Consider the following 19,250-nt stretch of genomic DNA (forward strand, 5'->3'; position numbering starts at 1 on the left):
TGACTCGGCGCGGCCCGGGGTTGTGACCGGCAGGGGAGGGGCACCCGGCGACGACCCGCACTCGCACCACCGGCCCTGACCCGGTACCACCCGTACACGTCCCCGCCCGCAACGCGGCTGAGCCCGGCGACCACCCGCAGGTCGTCGCCGGGCTCAGCCCAGGACCAAAGACCCCGCGGCTACGCCGCGCCCGCCGCCTCGTCCGCCTCCTGTGCTCGCAGCGCGCGCTCCACGCCCGCGCGCGACTCCGAGAGCAGGCGGCGCAGCGCCGCGTTCGGGCCCGCCGAGGCGAGCCAGGCGTCCGTCGCTTCCAGCGTCTCCCGCGAGACCTGGAGGGCCGGGTAGAGGCCGACCGCGACCTGCTGGGCCATCTCGTGGGAGCGGGACTCCCAGACGCCCTCGACCGCCGCGAAGTACTTCTCCGTGTACGGGGCGAGCAGCTCGCGCTGGTCGGTCTGGACGAAGCCGCCGATCACCGCCTCCTGGAGGGAGTTGGGCAGCTTGTCGCTCTCCACCACCGACGCCCACGCCTCCGCCTTGGCCTCGGCCAGCGGGCGGGCCGAGCGGGCGGCCGCCGCGTGGCGTTCGCCGGCGGCCGTGCGGTCGCGCTCGTACTCGGCGGTGATCTCCTCCTCGTCGTGCAGGCCCACCGCCGCCAGCCGCTGGACGAACGCCCAGCGCAACTCGGTGTCGACGGCCAGGCCCTCGACCGTCTCCGTACCGTCCAGCAGCCCCTGCAACAGGTCGAGCTGCTGCGGGGTGCGCGCGGTCACGGCGAACGCCCTTGCCCACGCCAGCTGGTGGTCGCTGCCCGGCTCGGCCACCCGGAGGTGGGCCAGCGTGGCGTCCGTCCACCGGGTCAGCCCGGCCTCGCGCCACGCGGGCGCGGCGTACAGGTCGAGCGCCAGCTTCACCTGGCGGTGCAGGGACTGGACGACGCCGATGTCCGACTCCTTGGCGATGCCGGACAGCACCAGCTCCAGGTAGTCGCGCGTGGCCAGTTCGCCGTCGCGCGTCATGTCCCACGCCGAGGCCCAGGACAGCGCGCGCGGCAGCGACTCGGCGAAGTCGCCGAGGTGTTCGGTGACGACCCGCAGCGACTCCTCGTCCAGCCGGACCTTCGCGTACGACAGGTCGTCGTCGTTGAGGAGGATGACCGCCGGGCGCGGGGTGTTCGCCGGGAACGGCACCTCCGTGCGCGCGCCGTCCACGTCCAGCTCGATCCGGCTCGTACGGACCAGCTTGCCGTCGCCGTCCAGGTCGTAGCAGCCGACCGCGATCCGGTGCGGACGCAGGACGGGGGAGCCCTTCGCGCCCTCCGGCAGCGCCGGGGCCTCCTGGAGCACGGCCAGGGACGTCACATGACCCGCGTCGTCCAGCTCGATCTCCGGGCGCAGGATGTTGATGCCGGCCGTCTCCAGCCACGACTTCGACCAGGTCTTCAGGTCACGCCCGGAGGTCTCCTCCAGCGCGCCCAGCAGATCCGACAGGCGCGTGTTGCCGAACGCGTGCGCCTTGAAGTACGCCTGCACGCCCTTGAAGAACTCGTCCTGGCCGACGTACGCGACGAGCTGCTTCAGTACCGAGGCGCCCTTGGCGTACGTGATGCCGTCGAAGTTGACCAGCACGTCGTCCAGGTCACGGATCTCCGCCATGATCGGGTGCGTGGAGGGCAGCTGGTCCTGCCGGTAGGCCCAGGTCTTCATCGAGTTGGCGAACGTCGTCCACGAATGCGGCCACCGGGACTCCGGCGCGTACGCCAGGCAGGCGATCGACGTGTACGTGGCGAACGACTCGTTCAGCCACAGGTCGTTCCACCACTCCATGGTGACCAGGTCGCCGAACCACATGTGCGCCAGCTCGTGCAGGATCGTCTCGGCCCGCGTCTCGTACGCCGCGTCCGTCACCTTCGAACGGAAGACGTACTGGTCGCGGATGGTCACCGCGCCCGCGTTCTCCATCGCGCCCGCGTTGAACTCCGGCACGAACAGCTGGTCGTACTTGGCGAAGGGGTAGTCGTACGCGAACTTCTCCTGGAACCAGTCGAAGCCCTGCCGCGTGACCTCGAAGATCGCGTCCGAGTCGAGGTACTCGGCGAGCGAGGGCCGGCAGTAGATACCGAGCGGCACCGACTGCCCGTCCTTCTCGTACGAGCTGTGCACCGAGTGGTACGGGCCGACGATCAGCGCGGTGATGTACGACGAGATGCGCGGCGTCGGCTCGAATACCCAGGTGTGGTCGCTCGGCTCGGGCGTCGGCGAGTTCGAGACGACGGTCCAGCCGTCGGGGGCCTTCACGGTGAACTGGAAGGTCGCCTTCAGGTCCGGCTGCTCGAACGACGCGAAGACGCGCCGCGCGTCCGGCACCTCGAACTGCGTGTAGAGATAAGCCTGCTGGTCGACCGGGTCGACGAAGCGGTGCAGCCCCTCACCCGTGTTCGTGTACGCGCACTCCGCGACGACCGTCAGCTCGTTGTCGCCCTCGTGCAGCCCGTCCAGCGCGATCCGCGAGTCCTTGAAGACGGCGGCGGCGTCCAGCGCGGTCCCGTTCAGCACGACCTCGTGCACGGCGGGAGCCACCAGGTCGATGAACGTCCCGGCCCCGGCCTCCGCGCTCCGGAAGCGCACGGTGGCCGCGGACCGGAAGGTGCCCCCCTCCTGCGCTCCGGAGAGGTCGAGGTCGATCTCGTACGAATCCACGGTGAGCAGCTTCGCCCGCTGCTGCGCCTCTTCGCGGGTCAGATTGGTGCCGGGCACGCGGTCATCTCCTCGGTATGTCCTCGGTCTGTGACGTTTGGGTTCATCCTTCCACGCGGGGCCGGTGCGATGAGGTGGCTATCCAGGTAGCTATTCGCGTGGCTGTCCAAGTGGCTATTGAGGTGGCCAGCCAAGTAGCTATGAGGTTCCTACTCGAACACCTCGCGCGTTCTGACCTTCCAGGTCTTTCTCGGCGCGGACGAATGCGGGCTGGCCAAGGACTCCAAAGTCCAGTGCGAGCAGGTACGGGCCATCACCCCGGACCGGCTCAACGGCCGGGTCGGCTCCGTACCGCGCCAGCGCATGGCCGAGATCGACACGGCGCTCCGCCGGCATCTGGGGCTCTGACCTCCGCCTACGGTCGGGCGGCCCGGCGCGAGGGGCGCGGTTCGCCGAAGCGTGAGGTCGCGGCCGTTGTTCCCGGCCGCCGTCCGGCGAAGGCTGTGCCCTATGGAACAAATAATCGAACAGCCCCCGGAGCGGGGCGCGTTGGCGCCCGCCGTGCTCGCCCTCGCCGCAGCGACGTTCACCGTGGTCACCACCGAGATGCTGCCGGTCGGCCTGCTCACCGCGCTGGGCGACGGGCTGCGCCTCAGCGACGGTACGGCCGGGCTCACCGTCACCCTGCCCGGCGTGGTCGCCGCCCTCGCCGCGCTCGTACTGCCCGTCGCCGTGCGCGGCGCGGACCGGCGGAGCGTGCTCGGCGCGCTGCTGGCGCTGCTGGCCGGGGCCAATCTGCTGGCCGCGCTCGCGCCCACCTTCGGCGTGCTGCTGGCGGCGCGGTCGCTGGTCGGGGTCTGCATCGGGGGCGTGTGGGCGGTCGCGGCGGGGCTGGGCGTCCGGCTCGTACGCGGCGAGCAGGCCGGGCGCGCCACCGCCGTGATCTTCAGCGGGATCGCCCTGGCGTCGGTGCTCGGCGTGCCGGCCGGGACGCTGATGGGCGCCCTGGCCGGCTGGCGCTGGGCGTTCGCCGCGCTGGCGGGGCTCGCGCTGGCGGTCGCCGCGCTGCTCGCCGCCCTGCTGCCGCCGCTGCCCCCGCGCGGTGCCGTGCGTCCCGCCGAGATCGCCGGGCTGCTGCGGCTCCCCGCCCTGCGGGCCGGGATGCTCGCGGTCGCGCTGCTGGTCACCGGGCACTTCGCCGCGTACACCTACGTACGGCCCGCCCTGGAGCGGGTGCCCGCGATCCGTCCCGGGACGGTCGGCGTGCTGCTGCTGGTGTACGGGATCGCGGGCGTGGCCGGGAACTTCCTGGGCGGCGCGGTCGCCGCCCGTACGCCGCGCCGGGCGCTGCTGACCGTCTCGGCCGTCCTGGCCGGGGCCGTCCTGCTGACCGTGCCCGCCGGGGGCTCGCTCCCGGCCACGGTGGCGCTGCTCGTCGTCTGGGGGCTGGCGTACGGCGGTGTCTCCGTCAGCGCGCAGAACTGGCTGATGGCCGCCGTGCCCGCGCACCGCGAGGCGGGCTCCGCGCTCTTCGCCGGGATATTCAACGCGGCGATCGCCCTGGGCGCGCTGGCCGGGGGCCGGGCCGCGGACCGCTTCGAGGTCGCCGGGGCGCTCTGGCTCGGCGGCACCCTCGCCGCGCTCGCGCTCGGGGCGGGCCTGGCGGCGGGGAGAGCGGAGACGGGGCGGGGCTCACGCGCGTACAGACCGTGACGTACGCGCGGATCGTACGCACAGACCGTGACGTAGGCGCGGACCGTACGTACAGACCGTGACGCACGAGAGTCCCAGGGGCCCCGCCCCGGTGGCCTACCGCCTCAGGCCGTCAGCTCCGCCGCCACCAGCTCCGCGATCTGGACGGCGTTCAGCGCCGCGCCCTTGCGCAGGTTGTCGCCGGAGACGAAGAGGGCGAGGCTGTTCTCGGCCGTCTCGTCGTTCCTGATCCGGCCCACGTACGAGACGTCCTTGCCCGCGGCCTGGAGCGGCGTCGGGATCTCGGACAGCTCCACGCCCGGCGCGTCCTTCAGCAGCTCGTACGCGCGCTCCACGCTGATCGGGCGGGCGAAGCGGGCGTTGACCTGGAGCGAGTGACCGGTGAAGACCGGCACGCGGACACAGGTGCCGGAGACCTTCAGGCCGGGGATCTCCAGGATCTTGCGGGACTCGTTGCGGAGCTTCTGCTCCTCGTCCGTCTCGAACGAGCCGTCGTCCACGACGGAACCGGCGAGCGGCAGCACGTTGAAGGCGATGGGCCGCTTGTAGACGGCCGGCTCCGGGAAGTCGACGGCCCCGCCGTCGTGCGTGAGCCGGTCCGCCTCGGCCACGACCTTCTGCGCCTGGCCGTGCAGCTCGGCGACGCCGGCCAGGCCCGAGCCCGACACGGCCTGGTAGGTGGTGGCGACCAGGGCCGTCAGCTCCGCCTCGTCGTGCAGCGGGCGCAGCACCGGCATGGCGGCCATCGTGGTGCAGTTCGGGTTGGCGATGATGCCCTTGGGGCGGTTCGCGATCGCGTGCGGGTTGACCTCGGAGACGACCAGCGGCACCTCGGGGTCGCGCCGCCAGGCGGAGGAGTTGTCGATCACGACGGCGCCCTGGGCCGCGACCTTCTCGGCGAGCACCTTCGAGGTGGCGCCACCGGCAGAGAAGAGCACGATGTCGAGGCCCGTGTAGTCGGCCGTCGACGCGTCCTCGACCGTGATCGCGCGGTCCTGCCACTCGATGACCGAGCCCGCGGAGCGGGCGGACGCGAACAGCCGCAGCTCGGCCACGGGGAAGCCGCGCTCGGCCAGGATGCTGCGCATGACCGTGCCGACCTGACCGGTGGCTCCGACGATTCCGACCTTCACTGAGGCTCCTTCGTTCACGGCTGTGCCCGTCCCTGTCCCGGGACCACGTTCCATCATCATGCGTCTGTCCCCGGTCCGCTTGTCCAATCCATTGTCCAAGGGCCGGGACGCGGAAGGGCGGGCGCCCCGAGGGACGCCCGCCCCGATCACGACATGCCGTTACCGACTGTTATGTACGGTTACGGCGTGACGCTCTCGATGATCACGCTGCCGGTGCCCGCGGCCGTACCGCGCGCGTTCAGCAGCTTGACCTCGCCGAAGAACTGCCGGCCCGCCGGGGCCGCGCTGTTCACCACGATCTCGGCCGAGACCTCCGCCGTGCCGCCGTTCGCGATCTTCACCGGCTTCGCTTCGGTCGTGACCGTGCCGAGCGACGCCGAGTAGTACACGTCCCGGTAGTCGTACGCCGTCGACCCGGCCGGGACCGAGTAGGCGTCGACGACGATCGTGTACGTACCGGCGGCCGGGTTGGCCAGGGTGACCCGCTCGTCCGAGGTGGCCGTGGTGGACTGGCCGACCACGACCCCGTTCCGCACGACGTAGAGGTCCAGGTCGGCGCCCTGGTCGGCGGTGTTGCCGATGGTGATGTCCAGCCGCTCGACGCCCGCGCCGATGGTGACCGTGGACTCCTGCTCCTCACCGTCGGCGATCGTCGGACGGGCGACCTTCGCCGAGCCCAGCGAGCCGCCGGCCAGCGTGCCGTCGATGGCGGCGAAGCTGTTGGTCACGTTCCAGGAGACCGGCGAGGGAGTGCCGATCTTCGCCTCGGGCAGCGTGGTGACCGCCGGGTCGAAGGCGGTGCCCAGGACCGACACCTCCAGCGTGTACGGGTTGTCCAGCAGCGGCGACGTACGGCGCGACTCGACCTCGACCTCCCAGACACCCGGCAGCGGGTCCTGGTACGAGCGGACGTCCGGACGGCAGGTGTTGGCCGGGTTGGGGTAGTTCGGGTAGCAGTTGACCGTCGAGCTGTTCTCGATCTGCTTGCCGTACGGGTGGAGCGTGATGAACCGGGTCTGGCTGTCCTTGGCGAGCCCGCCGAGCGCCACCTCCAGGGTCTTCGCGCCCTCCGGGACGGTGATGAAGTAGGACTTCGAGCTGTTGCGCTGCACCGAGTTCTTCTCGGAGAACGCGTACGACGGCTTCGCCAGCTGCTTCGCGACGACCACGGTGGCGAGGATCTGCTTGTCCACGCCCTGCGTACGGGGGTCGTCGACCTCCAGGATCGCGCTGTGCACCCCGGCGGAACCGGGCTTCGCCTGGACCTTCACGGTCACCGGCCGGTTCAGCGGCAGCTTGACCTTGCCGCTGCCGAGCAGCTTGTAGGTGCCGTCGTTGTACTTCCAGTTCAGCCGGTGCTCCACGGCGCCGGCCTTGCCCGTGGTGCGGGTGACGACGACGTCGTACGTACGGCTCTGGCCGGCCTTCAGGCCGCCCTCGCGGTCGTACAGGCCCGTGCCGAAGCCCGGGATCTTCAGGTACTCATCGAGCGTGGTGCTGACCGGCGCCTTGACGTCGAACTCGTTGGCGTCGGTGCCGGCGGCCCGCTGGATGGCCTTCCACGCGTCCACGATGTCGATCAGACCGGAGCCCTGCTCGTGCGCCTGGACGCCGGGGATCTTGGTGGCGGTGCTGGTGAGCGCCGTCCGCAGCCGCGCCGGGGTGAGGCTGATCTTCTTCTGCTTGGCGGCGGAGAGCAGCAGCGCGCTCGCGCCCGCGACCTGCGGCGAGGACATCGAGGTGCCCTGGAGCATGGAGTAGCCGGCGGGCAGCTGGTAGCCGGCTTCGGCGACCGGTCCGCCGGGCTGCCAGGTCGGCGTGGTGTTGATGGCGGCGCCGGGGCCGGTGATGGTCGGCGTGAAGCCGCCGTCCTCGCGGGGACCGCGCGAGGAGAACGGCAGCATCGAGTACTTCTTGGTCACGCCGGAGCCGTAGTTGGCGGCCCAGGTCTCCTTGGAGATCGAGGCGCCGACCGAGACGACCTTGTCGGCGAGGCCCGGGTCACCGATGGTGTTGAGGCCGGGGCCCTCGTTGCCCGCCGAGATCACCAGCTGGACGCCGTAGGTGTCGATGAGCCGCGTGTACAGCTGCGCGCGGGCGTTGTTGCCGTCGTTGAGGGTCGGCAGGCCGCCGATCGACATGTTGACGATGTCGACCCCGCGGTTGACGACGAGGTCGATCATGCCCTCGGTCAGCGCGATGTTGGTGCAGCCGCCGCTCCAGGTGCAGGCGCGCGAGGAGACGATCTTGGCGCCGGGGGCGGCGCCGTTCATCTTGCCGCCGAAGAGGCCGTTGGCGGCGGTGATACCGGCGACGTGGGTGCCGTGCGCGCCCTCGACCACGCCGATGCTGACGTAGTCGGACTTCGCTCCGGCCGCGTTGTAGACGACGTCCTTGCGGACCTCGACGGTGAAGGGGATGCGCGTGGCGACCTGTGCGGACGGGTCCTGCTCACCGAAGTAGCCGACCTGGAAGCCGTCCTTGTACGGCTTCATCGGTACGTCGTCGGTGAAGTCCCCGTTGTTGTCCAGGTCCACCCGGACGGTCCCCGTGGCCGGGTCGTAGAGCACGCCCCAGACATCGGTGGTGGTGCCATTGCGGTTGAGGTCACCGGCCATCTCGCCGCCCAGGGTGGCGGATTCGGCGAAGGTGGTGAACTTGTACGAGCCCGCGGGCGCCTTCCACGTGCGGCCGGACGCCGTGAAGACCGGCCCGGTCACCGCCGAGTTCATCCGCAGCCAGGTGCCGTCCCCGTCGGAGACCGGGTCGGTGGCGGTCACCCAGTCGACGATCTTGCGCTCGCCGGTGCTGGTCTTCTGGAGCGCCGGGTGGGCCAGGTCCACCCCGGAGTCCAGGACGCCGATGGTGATGCCGCGGCCGTCCGCCTTGGAGTTCTTCTTGACGAAGTCCACCGCGCCGGTCTCGAAGGACGGGTTGTACGGGTTCTTCGCCGGGGTCTTCCTGTCCGGCGCCGGGTACGGCTTCACGCCCGGGTTCTTCTTGGCCGCGGAACTCTTCGCGCCCCGGACGGTGTCCGCCTCGGGCGTCGGGTCGTCCAGCATGATCTCCTGCTGGAGATCGACGCCCTGGACCGAGGAGAGCTTCTGGGCCGCCAGGATCGCGGCCTCCGCCTTGGCGGTGGGGAGCGTGGCCCGTACGTAACCGAGCTTGTCGTACGTCTTGCCGACCACGGAGCCCTCGACGGCGTCCAGTTGGCCAGCGACCTGCTTGGTCGCCCCGGGGGCGGTGGCGACCATCATGGTGACGTTCTTCTCGCCCTCGGCCTTGGCCTTGGCGAGCAGATCCGCGTCGGCCGTGTCGAGTCTGCCGGGGTCGGCCGACGATTTCACGGGCGCGGGAACCGCCGGGGTGTCGGCGTGCGTGGCGGAGAACGCGGGCGCCGCACCGGAGGCGATCAGCGCTGCCACCAGGCCGGCCGCGGCCGTCACCCTGGCCACGCGTCTCGGCCCGGATATGGAGCTCTCGGATTCGGAGGTCATCAGCATCCTGTTCGGTGAAGAGACAGTCCGGATTTCGGTACCGGCTGACCGATCAGCTTTTCCTACCAACAGGGGCTTTGTGGAGGGCTGTCGGGAACGGGATACGGTCATGGCGGAGATCCGCCACGGCGAGACTCGCGCCACTGGGAACCAACCCGGCCAAAACAGCCCGGAATCGGCCCCGTGGCCCGCCGTCGGACGGCGAGATCGCGCCAGCCGTCCCCGGCTCCCCGAACGGCCGAAAGCCGATCAACCTTCCGGAACCGGGCAACCCCGGCCGCGGCGCCGGAGTCCGTCCCATCGCATCGCGGACCGATTCCGCAGACCGAATCGCGGACCGCACCGCACGCCGCACACAGGGGAGTTCGCATGGCAGCACGTACGGGAACGGCACGTACGGGAACGGCACGTACGGCGGCACTGGTGGGGCTGGTGGTGGCGGCCCTCGCGGGCACCGCGCTCGTCACTCCCGCCGTCGCGGCCCAGGCGCCGGAGGCCGGGGGAGCGGGCCACAGCGCCTCAGCGGGCCACCAGGCCACCGGGAAGGCGCTCGACGCGCTGGTGGCCGAGGGCGTGCCGGGGGTGACAGCCCAGGTCGAGGACCGCAAGGGCACCTGGCGCGCGACCGCGGGCGTCGCCGACCGTACGACCGGGCGCGAACGCGGCGCCCAGGACCGCTACCGCGTCGGCTCCATCACCAAGACGTTCGTCGCCACCGTCCTGCTCCAACTGGAGGCCGAGCGCCGCCTCGACCTGGACGCCACGGTCGACTCGTACCTGCCGGGCGTGGTGCGCGGCCACGGCAACGACGGGCGGCGGATCACGGTCCGTCAGCTCCTCAACCACACCAGCGGCATCTACAACTACACCAGCGATCCCGGGTTCGTGGACCAGGTCTTCGGCGACGGCTTCTTCGAGCACCGCTACGACACCTGGACCCCGCGCCAACTGGTCGCGCTCGCCACCGCCCACGCGCCCGACTTCGAGCCGGGGACCGGCTGGAACTACTCCAACACCAACTACATCCTCGCCGGAATGATCGTCGAGAAGGTCACCGGCCGCACCTACGGCAACGAGATCGAGCGCCGCATCCTGCGCCCGCTCGGCCTGCGCGCGACCAGCGTGCCGACCACCGACCCCGCCATGCCCCGGCCGGCGGGCCGCGCCTACTCGAAGCTCGGCGTGGACTCCGCCACCGCCCCCATCCACGACGTCACCGAACTGAACCCGTCGGCGGCGGGCTCGGCCGGCGCGATGATCTCCAACCCGGCCGATCTGAACCGCTTCTACGGCGCGCTCCTCAAGGGCGCGCTGCTGCCGGACAAGCAGCTCAAGGAGATGATGACGACGGTGCCCCTCGGCGACGGCACCCCGCCCGGCTTCGGCTACGGCCTGGGGCTGAGCAAGGACACGCTCTCCTGCGGCACGGTGGTCTGGGGCCACAACGGAGGCATCCACGGATCGTCGTCCAGCTCCTCCGTCACCGGGGACGGCAAGCACGCGCTGTCCATGAACCTCAACGGCGACTGGACGGGCGACGCCAGGTCCACCGTCGAGGCGGAGTTCTGCGGCTGACCCGACCGGTGCTCAGGTGCGGGCGGCCGTACGAATGCCGCCCGCATCCCGCCCGGGTCATCTCGGCAGGACCACCACGCGCGCCGCCGGATCGCGGTCGTCCGCCGCCAGCAGCGCCGTCCGCACCACCGTCGCCTGCTGTTCGAGCGACTCCCGCAGCTTCCTCGGGGTCAGATGGACGACCGTGATGCCCAGGCGCTCCAGATGCTCGCGCTTGCGCACGGCGGCCGACCACTGCTCGTCGTCCTCCGCCTCGTCCCACCGGCCGGACTGCCGGGGCGCGCGGGTGTCCAGCTCGACCGCCACCGACCGCTCGGGCCAGTAGGCGTCCACCGCGCCCAGCCGCGGCCCGTCCGGCAGCCGCAGATCCACGTTCCACAGCGGCTCCGCCAGACCGTACGTCCGCACCAGCTCGTACAGCCGCCCCTCGGCCAGGCTGCGGCCCTCCGCCAGCAGGGCGTCCACCGCGTCGACCACGTACTGGCGCACCAGCAGCCCCGACTGGTTCAACTCCCGCACCACCACGGCCGGCTCGCAGTGCCCGTCCCGTACCGCCTCGGTCAGCAGCGCCACCACCGAGTCCGCGTCGGACAGCTGCGCCACCGCGTCCGCGACCGCGCGCGCGACGGGCGCCACCGGCAGATCGCCGATCAGCTCGGGCCGGGGCAGGGCGTGCGCGCGGATCAGCCGGGCGTACCCCGCCGACCGCAGCCGCCGGGTGCGCGGTACGAGCACGTCGATCCGCTCCACCGAGACGGGCGGGGGAGCGGACTCGGTGAAGCCGTGCAGCGCCAGCGCGGCCAGCCCCGTGATCATCGCCGAGCCGTACGGGGCCGACGACGCCCGGCCGCCGCCCTCCGGGGCGTCGGACGAGGGGCGCGGGCCCGGCTGCGCCGGGACGTCCCGGCCGCTCGCGGCGCCGGGCCGCCCCGCGTACAGCAGCACCCCGCGCAGCCGCTCCTCGGCGGTCGGGGTTCCCGTGTGCAGCAGATAGACGCCAGGCAGCAGATGCTGCCAGGAGCCACCGGGCCGGCACAGGGCGGCCGCCCGGCCGGCCGGGACACCGTAGGCGCGCAACTGCGCGAGCGAGAGCACCCGGCCGCTCGCGTCGTCGGAGAGACGGCTGAGGGGGAGCGGGAGGCCGAGGGGGCGGAGGGAGACCGGGGTGTTGTTCTTCATGCCCCGGGATCTGCCCCGCCTCCACCACTCCTCAACCCCTGTAACCGATTCATCGACAAAACCGGACAAGCTCGTACTAAAGTAAGGGCGTTCGACTGCCGATCACACAGCCCGTCTTTAGGCCCGGACGGCGAGCCGGCAGGGCCTCCGGACAGGACCTCCGGACAGGGCCTAACGGCTCGCCGCGTCGCACTCCTGTCCCCGCAGCCCCCGCGCCAGGTCGTCGGCCGCCTCCAGCACCAGCCTGCGCAGCGCGGGCGCCGCGTTCCGGTGCGTTTCGAGCCAGCTCTCGGCCGCCTCCAGCGCACCGCGGCCGTCCTGGAGCCCCGGGAACAGACCGCGCACCACATCGATGCCGATCTGGATCGACCGCTCCGACCACACCCGCTCGATCGCCTCGAAGTACCGGGTGGCGTACGGCGCGATCAGCTCGCGCTGGCTCGGCTGGACGAAGCCACCGATGGCCGCGCCGACCAGCGCGTTCGACAGCGCGTCCGATTCGACGACCTGCGCCCAGACCTGCGCCTTGACCGCGGCCGACGGCCGGGCCGCCATGCAGCGCACCTCGTGGCGCTTGCCCGACGCCGTGTCGTCGCGGGCCAGTTCGGCGCCGATGACGCTCTCGTCGGCCCGTCCGTGCGCGGCCAGCGGCTCCAGGAAGGACCAGCGCAGCTCCTGGTCGACGGCCAGCCCGTCGATCTTCGCCGTACCGTCCAGCAGCCCGCGCAGCAGCTGCAAGTCCGCCTCCGAGGCCGCGACCGAGGCGAAGAAGCGGGCCCACGTCAGCTGGTGCTCGCTGCCGGGCTCCGCGTACCGCAGCTCGCGCAGCGCGCCCTCGGCGAGCAGCCGCCCGCCCTCCTCGCGCCAGTCGGGCGCGGCGTAGTGGGTGAGCGCCGAGCGGGCCCACGCGTGCAGCATCTGGAGGACGCCGATGTCGCTCTCGCGGCCCGCGTGGGTGAGGACGAGCGTGACGAAGTCCCGGGCGGGCATGAGCGCGTCCCGGGTCAGGTTCCACATCGCCGACCAGCACAGGGCGCGCGCCAACGGGTCGGAGAGATCACCGAGACGGTCGCGCAGGGTGTCCAGCGACGCCGGGTCGAAGCGGATCTTGCAGTACGTCAGGTCGTCGTCGTTGACGAGCACGAGGTCGGGACGCTCGGCCCCGGTCAGCTCCTTGACGACCGTACGCGGCCCCTCGACGTCCGTCTCCGCGCGCGCGAACCGTTCGAGACCGCCGTCGGGCAGCCGCCGGTAGAGCCCGACGGCGACCCGGTGCGGCCGCAGCGTCGGATGGGAGGCGGCGGCCTCCTGGATGACGGCCAGCTCGGTGACGCGGCCGTCCGCGTCGTACATGACCTGCGGGGTCAGCGAGTTGAGCCCGGCCGTCTCCAGCCAGGACCGCGACCAGGCCGTCAGATCGCGCCCGGACGTCTCCTCCAGCACGGAGAGCAGATCCCCCAGCCGGGTGTTCCCGTACGCGTTGCGCTTGAAGTAGCTGCGGGCGCCCGCCAGGAACGCGTCCCGGCCGACGTACGCGACGAGTTGCTTGAGCACCGAGGCGCCCTTGGCGTACGTGATGCCGTCGAAGTTCAGCTTGGCGTCCTCCAGATCACGGATGTCGGCCGTGATCGGGTGGGTGGACGGCAGCTGGTCAGCGCGGTAGGCCCAGGACTTGCGGTTGTTGGCGAAGGTGGTCCAGGCGCCGGTGAAGCGCGTCGCCTCCACGAGCGCGAAGACCCCCATGAAGTCCGCGAAGGACTCCTTCAGCCACAGGTCGTCCCACCACTCCATGGTGACCAGGTCGCCGAACCACATGTGCGCCATCTCGTGCAGGAGCGTGTTCGCCCGCCGCTCCAGCGCGGCCTGCGTGACCTGGCCCCGGTAGATGTACTCCTCGCGGAAGGTCACCAGCCCGGGGTTCTCCATCGCGCCGAGGTTGTACTCGGGCACGAACGCCTGGTCGTACTTCCCGAACGGGTACGGGTAGTCGAAGTTGTCGTGGAAGAAGTCCAGCCCCTGCTTGGTGACCAGGAAGACGTCGTCCGCGTCGAAGTGCCGGGCCAGCCCCTTGCGGCACATCGCGCCGAGGGGGATCTCCAGGACCGTGCCGTCGTCGAACGTACGGCGGTAGGAGTCGGTCACGTAGTGGTAGGGACCGGCGACGACGGCCGTGATGTACGTCGAGATCGGCTTCGTCTCCGCGAACCGCCAGCCGCCGTCGACCGGGGTCCCCGCGCCGTTGCTCCACACCGTCCAGCCCTCGGGCGCGCTCACCTCGAAGCGGTACGGGGCCTTCAGGTCCGGCTGCTCGAAGTTGGCGAAGACCCGGCGGGCGTCGGCCGGCTCGTACTGCGTGTAGAGGTAGACCTCGCCGTCCTCCGGGTCGACGAAGCGGTGCATGCCCTCGCCGGTCCGGCTGTAGGCGCACTGCGCGTCCACGACCAGGACGTTCTCCGCGCGCAGCTCCTCCAGCGCGATGCGCGAGCCGTCGAAGACGGCGGCCGGGTCGAGGCCGGTCCCGTTCAGCGTCACGGCGGTCACGCTCGGCGCGATCAGATCGGCGAAGGTGGCGGCGCCCGGATCCGCGCAGCGGAACCTGATCGTCGTCACCGAACGGAACGTCCGGGGGCCGTCGTCCGCGACGTCACCGGCCGGCGCGTCGCCGACCGCCGACCGCAGGTCGAGGTAGACCTCGTACCCGTCTACGGACAGCAGGCCGGCCCGCTCACGGGCCTCGTCACGGGACAGGTTCTCACCGGGCACGGTCACTCCTTCTCGGCTCGCCTTCGCGGCTCGTTCGAATGGAAAACGATCCTCGCACGGGCCGTCGCGCGCGGGGCGCGGGAATGTCCCCGGCGGCGTGCGGCGTTTGCCCGGTGAGGTGTGTTCGCAGCCCTGATCCGGGGCAGCTCTGCTGAGGAGAGACATGTCCGAGAAGACCCCCGTGGATTTCTGGTTCGACCCGCTCTGCCCCTGGGCCTGGATGACCTCGCGCTGGGTGCTGGAGGTGGAGAAGGTCCGTGACATCGAGGTGCGCTGGCACGTCATGAGCCTCGGGGTGCTGAACGAGGACAAGCTGGACCAGCTGCCCGAGGAGTACCGGGAGAACATGCTCCCGGGCGGCAAGTCCTGGTGGCCGGTCCGCGTGGTCATCGCGGCGCGGGAGAAGTACGGCGACGAGGTCGTCGGCAAGCTCTACACCGCGCTCGGCACCCGCTTCCACAACCAGGGGCAGGGTGCGACCCGCGAGGCGATCGCCGGCGCCCTGGAAGACGTCGGGCTGCCCGCCGACCTGATCGAGTACGCCGATTCCGACACCTACGACACCGAGCTGCGCGCCTCCCACAAGGAAGGCATCGACAAGGTCGGCCAGGAGGTCGGCACCCCGGTCATCGCCGTCCCGGGGGCGAACGGCGAGCAGATCGCCTTCTTCGGCCCGGTGGTCACCCCGGCGCCCAAGGGCGAGGAGGCCGCGAAGCTCTGGGACGGCACCCTGATGGTGGCGTCGATCCCCGGCTTCTACGAGATCAAGCGGACCCGCACGCAGGGCCCGGTCTTCGACTGACGGCCGGTCCCTTATGCCCGGTCGGCCCGTAACGGGCGGAAGGGCCCCCGCGAGTCCTGTCCTCGCGGGGGCCCTTCGTCATTCCGTCCGCCGGTGAAGGTTGAGAAGACGATCACGAGGCAGGACGTTCGGGGGGCCCGGTCAGGGGGCCAGCAGCAGGCTGTGGGCGCGCTCCTTGGCGGACGCGTACCGCTTCGCCACGTCCTGCCAGTTCACGACCTTCCACATCGCCTCGATGAAGTCGACCTTCTGGTTCTTGTACTGGAGGTAGAAGGCGTGCTCCCAGGCGTCGAAGACCAGGATCGGCACCGAGCCCTGGCCGACGTTGCCCTGGTGGTCGTAGATCTGCTCGACGATCAGCCGGGCGCTGACCGGCTCGTACGCGAGCACGCCCCAGCCCGAGCCCTGCGTGGTCGCGGCGGCCTTGGTCAGCTGCGCCTTGAAGCCCGCGAAGGAGCCGAAGGAGGCGGCGATGGCGTCCGCCAGCTCGCCGACGCCGTCCGCCGCGAGCGGCTCGCCGCCGCCGTCACCGGTCATGTTGTGCCAGTAGATCGAGTGCAGGATGTGGCCGGAGAGATGGAACGCGAGGTTCTTCTCCAGGCCGTTGACGGCTCCCCACGCGTCCTTGTCACGCGCCTCCGCGAGCTGTTCCAAGGTGTCGTTGGCGCCCTTGACGTACGCCGCGTGGTGTTTGTCGTGGTGCAGCTCGATGATCTGCGGGTTGATGACGGGTTCGAGCGCCGCGTAGTCGTAGGGAAGTTCAGGAAGCGTGTACGTGGCCATGTGTCCGAGCCCTCCGGCCTCTTATTGCACATCTTATGCAACTGCACGCTAGCAGCAAGACGGCGCCCGGCGCGCCCGGCGCGTCCGGCGCGGCCCCGGCCGCATGTGGCACCCCCGACAACGCTCCGACCACCGCTTTGTCGGCGTCTGACGGTGTTGGCCCCCCGACGGCTGGGCTAACGTCGAGCTGTCCCGAACGCCCTGACGACCCTGACGACCGCGGAGTCCCCATGAGTACTGCTGCCGCAGCCCCCCGTACCGGAGCGGTCCTCGCCGATCTCCTCCCCGCCACCCGCACCCGCGACATCGCCCTGGTCCTCGGCGGCGCGGCGCTCACCGGGCTGGCGGCGCAGATCGCCGTCCCGGTCCCCGGCTCCCCGGTCGCGGTCACCGGTCAGACCTTCGCGGCGCTGCTGGTCGGCGCCGGTCTGGGCGCCCGCCGCGGCTTCCTCTCCCTGGCGCTGTACGCGCTGGTCGGGATGGCCGGGGTGCCGTGGTTCGCCGCCGGGTCCTCCGGTGCGGGCGGCGCCTCCTTCGGCTACGTCCTCGGCATGCTGCTCGCCGCCACCGTGGTCGGCGCGCTGGCCCGCAGGGGCGGCGACCGCTCCGTACTCCGTACGGCGGGCACGATGGTCCTCGGCTCCGCGGTCATCTACGCCGTCGGCGTCCCCTACCTGGCGCTGTCCACCGGCATGTCGCTGAGCGCCGCCGTGGCCGCCGGGCTGGTGCCCTTCCTGCTCGGTGACGCGCTCAAGGCCGCCCTCGCCATGGGCGCGCTGCCCACCACCTGGAAGCTCCTCGGCCGCCGGGGCTGACGGGATCGCGGCCCAGGGCCGTACACGTACGAAGAGGCTCCGCCCACCACTCGTCGTGAGTGGCGGGCGGAGCCTCTTCGCGTCGTACGACGGGGGGTCGTCAGCCCTTGACGACCTCGTCGGTCTCCGGTTCCGCCTCCACCGGGTCCGGCCCCGGCGCCTGGGCTCGGGCCGTCGCTCCCGCCCGGCGCTCGCGGAAGTCCCGGACCAGGGCGATCGCCACGACCAGCGCCGCCACCAGCAGGGACAGCAGCACCTGCTCGCGCGCCGCGTCATCGGTGAGCATGTAGACCAGGACGAAGGAGATCATCGCGATCGTCGCCCAGGTCAGATACGGGAACAGCCACATCCGCACGACCAGCTTCTCCGGCGACTCGCGCAGGATGATCCCGCGCATCCGCAGCTGGGTGAAGCAGATGACCAGCCAGACGAAGAGGGCCACCGCGCCCGACGAGTTCAGCAGGAACGCGAAGACCGTGTCGGGCCACTGGTAGTTGAAGAAGACGGCCACGAAGCCGAAGAGGACGGACGACAGGATCGCCGCCTGCGGCACGCCGCGCCTGGTCACCCGGCCGAAGGCCCGGGGCGCGTCACCGCGCCGGCCGAGCGAGAAGGCCATCCGGGACGCCGTGTAGAGACCGGAGTTCAGACAGGAGAGCACGGCCGTCAGCACGATGACGTTCATGACCTGGCCGGCGTGCGGGATGCCGATCGAGTTCAGCGCCGCGACGTACGAGCCGTCCTTGGTGATCGACGCGTCGTTCCAGGGGAGCAGCGTCAGGACGACGAAGACCGAGCCCAGGTAGAAGACGGCGATGCGCCAGATCACGCTGTTGGTGGCCTTGGCGACGGCCCGCTGCGGGTTCGACGACTCACCGGCGGCGAGCGTGACGATCTCACTGCCCATGAACGAGAAGACGACCATCAGCACACCGGTGAGGATCGCGCCCGGCCCCTTGGGGAAGAACCCGCCCGCGTCCGTGAGATGCCCGAAGCCCGCGCCGGGGTTGTCGGAGCCGGGCAGGACGCCGAAGACGGCCAGCAGCCCGATGACGACGAATCCGCCGATCGCCACCACCTTGATGCCGGCGAACCAGAACTCGAACTCGCCGAACGAGGACACGGACACGAGGTTGGTCGCCGTCAGCACGACCATCACGATCAACGCCCAGGCCCACTGCGGTACGGCCGGTATCCAGCCCTCCAGGATCTGCGCGCCGGCCGTCGCCTCGACCGCGAGCACCACCACCCAGAAGAACCAGTAGAGCCACCCGATCGAGAACCCGGCCCAACGGCCCAGCGCCTGGTCGGCGTAGGCGGAGAAGGAGCCGGAACTGGGCCGTGCCGCGGCCATCTCGCCCAGCATGCGCATGACCAGTACGACCATCAGGCCGACCAGCGCGTACGAGAGGAGGATGGCGGGGCCCGCGGCGGCGATCCCGGAGGCCGAGCCGACGAACAGACCGGCGCCGATGACGCCGCCGATCGCGATCATCGACAGATGACGGTTCTTGAGACCGGCTTGCAGGCCGTCGGAGGAGGGCTGTGGATTCCCAGGCTCGCCGGGGATTCCGCCTTCCTTCGTGGGGGACGGCAGGGAGCTCATGCGTAAATCCTTACGTCTACGGTCCACTCGAATGACGAGTCCCGGCATTTAAGCGCTCGGCCCCCGGATAGTGGAAGTGGCAATTCCGTATCTTTACCCTGGGGCCACTGCGCCGTAATGGCGGGTTGACCTCGCGCACCGCTACCCAACGGAGCCCCCGCCACACCACGCGTGCCACACTTCACGCATGCGCGTGTACCTCGGTTCCGACCATGCCGGCTACGAACTCAAGAACCACCTCGTCGAGTGGCTCACGGCCCACGGCCACGAGCCCGTCGACTGCGGACCCCACATCTATGACGCCCAGGACGACTACCCGCCGTTCTGCCTGCGCGCCGCGGAGCGCACGGCCGCGGACCCGGACGCCCTCGGCGTCGTGATCGGCGGCTCCGGCAACGGCGAGCAGATCGCCGCGAACAAGGTCAAGGGCGTACGGGCCGTCCTCGCCTGGAGCGAGCAGACGGCGGCGCTCGGCCGCGAGCACAACGACGCGAACGTCATCTCGGTCGGCGGCCGGATGCACACCAGGGAAGAGGCGGTCAAGTTCGTCGAGATCTTCCTCGCCACGCCCTACTCGGGCGAGGAGCGCCACGCGCGCCGTATCGCGATGCTCGCCGAGTACGAGACGACCCACGAGCTGCCGCCCGTACCGGCCCACCACCCCCAGCCGGAGAACTGACACGTC

At 71.1% G+C, this 19,250-nt stretch carries 13 protein-coding genes; 6 read left to right on the plus strand and 7 right to left on the minus strand.

The genetic code is table 11. The features are described 5' to 3' along the window. Window positions 1-179: 179 nt before the first annotated feature. Window positions 180-2,756: an aminopeptidase N gene (gene pepN / locus OG627_RS23605; RefSeq protein WP_329068213.1), complete on the minus strand. Its 2,577-nt coding sequence runs from the start codon at window positions 2,754-2,756 to the stop codon at window positions 180-182. A 171-nt stretch (window positions 2,757-2,927) separates the two neighbouring features. On the opposite strand from pepN (OG627_RS23605), the gene OG627_RS23610 reads away from it, so the two are divergent. Together OG627_RS23610 and OG627_RS23615 are read left to right on the plus strand one after the other, a co-directional pair. After that, a complete protein-coding gene (locus OG627_RS23610; protein WP_329072913.1) occupies window positions 2,928-3,104 on the plus strand; it encodes a type II toxin-antitoxin system PemK/MazF family toxin in 177 nt (58 codons plus the stop codon). A 102-nt stretch (window positions 3,105-3,206) separates the two neighbouring features. Continuing rightward, window positions 3,207-4,409 (plus strand): MFS transporter, encoded by a 1,203-nt coding sequence (locus OG627_RS23615; protein ID WP_329068215.1) that lies wholly within the window; start codon window positions 3,207-3,209, stop codon window positions 4,407-4,409. Window positions 4,410-4,513: 104 nt separating this feature from the next. On the opposite strand, the gene OG627_RS23620 is transcribed toward OG627_RS23615, so the two are convergent. Beyond that, on the minus strand, window positions 4,514-5,542 hold the full coding sequence (locus OG627_RS23620; RefSeq protein ID WP_329068217.1) for an aspartate-semialdehyde dehydrogenase: 1,029 nt from the start codon (window positions 5,540-5,542) through the stop codon (window positions 4,514-4,516). A 179-nt stretch (window positions 5,543-5,721) separates the two neighbouring features. Next, entirely contained in the window at window positions 5,722-9,048 is a 3,327-nt protein-coding gene (locus tag OG627_RS23625) for a S8 family serine peptidase (protein WP_329068219.1), read from the minus strand. A gap of 363 nt (window positions 9,049-9,411) precedes the next feature. Between OG627_RS23625 and OG627_RS23630 the strand changes: the two genes are divergently transcribed. After that, a complete protein-coding gene (locus OG627_RS23630) occupies window positions 9,412-10,617 on the plus strand; it encodes a serine hydrolase domain-containing protein (RefSeq protein ID WP_329068221.1) in 1,206 nt (401 codons plus the stop codon). A 57-nt stretch (window positions 10,618-10,674) separates the two neighbouring features. Here the strand turns inward: OG627_RS23630 and OG627_RS23635 are convergent, their stop codons facing one another. Then, window positions 10,675-11,796, minus strand: a complete 1,122-nt coding sequence (locus tag OG627_RS23635; RefSeq protein ID WP_329068223.1) for a hypothetical protein — start codon at window positions 11,794-11,796, stop codon at window positions 10,675-10,677. A gap of 171 nt (window positions 11,797-11,967) precedes the next feature. Next, complete coding sequence (pepN, locus tag OG627_RS23640; RefSeq protein ID WP_329068225.1) at window positions 11,968-14,559, minus strand: aminopeptidase N; 2,592 nt, start codon at window positions 14,557-14,559, stop codon at window positions 11,968-11,970. Window positions 14,560-14,722: 163 nt separating this feature from the next. Between pepN (OG627_RS23640) and OG627_RS23645 the strand changes: the two genes are divergently transcribed. Next, entirely contained in the window at window positions 14,723-15,361 is a 639-nt protein-coding gene (locus OG627_RS23645) for a mycothiol-dependent nitroreductase Rv2466c family protein (protein ID WP_329068227.1), read from the plus strand. Between the two features lie 141 nt (window positions 15,362-15,502). On the opposite strand, the gene OG627_RS23650 is transcribed toward OG627_RS23645, so the two are convergent. Next, a complete protein-coding gene (locus OG627_RS23650; RefSeq protein WP_329068229.1) occupies window positions 15,503-16,144 on the minus strand; it encodes a superoxide dismutase in 642 nt (213 codons plus the stop codon). A gap of 230 nt (window positions 16,145-16,374) precedes the next feature. Between OG627_RS23650 and OG627_RS23655 the strand changes: the two genes are divergently transcribed. After that, entirely contained in the window at window positions 16,375-16,959 is a 585-nt protein-coding gene (locus OG627_RS23655) for a biotin transporter BioY (RefSeq protein ID WP_329068231.1), read from the plus strand. Between the two features lie 100 nt (window positions 16,960-17,059). On the opposite strand, the gene OG627_RS23660 is transcribed toward OG627_RS23655, so the two are convergent. Continuing rightward, on the minus strand, window positions 17,060-18,565 hold the full coding sequence (locus OG627_RS23660) for an amino acid permease (protein ID WP_329068233.1): 1,506 nt from the start codon (window positions 18,563-18,565) through the stop codon (window positions 17,060-17,062). A 187-nt stretch (window positions 18,566-18,752) separates the two neighbouring features. On the opposite strand from OG627_RS23660, the gene OG627_RS23665 reads away from it, so the two are divergent. After that, window positions 18,753-19,244, plus strand: a complete 492-nt coding sequence (locus OG627_RS23665) for a ribose-5-phosphate isomerase (RefSeq protein WP_329068235.1) — start codon at window positions 18,753-18,755, stop codon at window positions 19,242-19,244. Window positions 19,245-19,250: the final 6 nt, after the last annotated feature.

This window comes from Streptomyces sp. NBC_01429 (assembly GCF_036231945.1).
Classification (GTDB): Bacteria; Actinomycetota; Actinomycetes; order Streptomycetales; family Streptomycetaceae; genus Streptomyces.

What these genes read in the sequence shown, in the direction of transcription:
- OG627_RS23615 (WP_329068215.1), top strand. Translation starts at nt 3,207, where the DNA reads ATGGAACAAATAATCGAACAGCCCCCGGAGCGGGGCGCGTTGGCGCCC.
- OG627_RS23625 (WP_329068219.1), bottom strand. Translation starts at nt 9,048, where the DNA reads ATGCTGATGACCTCCGAATCCGAGAGCTCCATATCCGGGCCGAGACGC.
- OG627_RS23630 (WP_329068221.1), top strand. Translation starts at nt 9,412, where the DNA reads ATGGCAGCACGTACGGGAACGGCACGTACGGGAACGGCACGTACGGCG.
- OG627_RS23635 (WP_329068223.1), bottom strand. Translation starts at nt 11,796, where the DNA reads ATGAAGAACAACACCCCGGTCTCCCTCCGCCCCCTCGGCCTCCCGCTC.
- OG627_RS23645 (WP_329068227.1), top strand. Translation starts at nt 14,723, where the DNA reads ATGTCCGAGAAGACCCCCGTGGATTTCTGGTTCGACCCGCTCTGCCCC.
- OG627_RS23650 (WP_329068229.1), bottom strand. Translation starts at nt 16,144, where the DNA reads ATGGCCACGTACACGCTTCCTGAACTTCCCTACGACTACGCGGCGCTC.
- OG627_RS23655 (WP_329068231.1), top strand. Translation starts at nt 16,375, where the DNA reads ATGAGTACTGCTGCCGCAGCCCCCCGTACCGGAGCGGTCCTCGCCGAT.
- OG627_RS23660 (WP_329068233.1), bottom strand. Translation starts at nt 18,565, where the DNA reads ATGAGCTCCCTGCCGTCCCCCACGAAGGAAGGCGGAATCCCCGGCGAG.
- OG627_RS23665 (WP_329068235.1), top strand. Translation starts at nt 18,753, where the DNA reads ATGCGCGTGTACCTCGGTTCCGACCATGCCGGCTACGAACTCAAGAAC.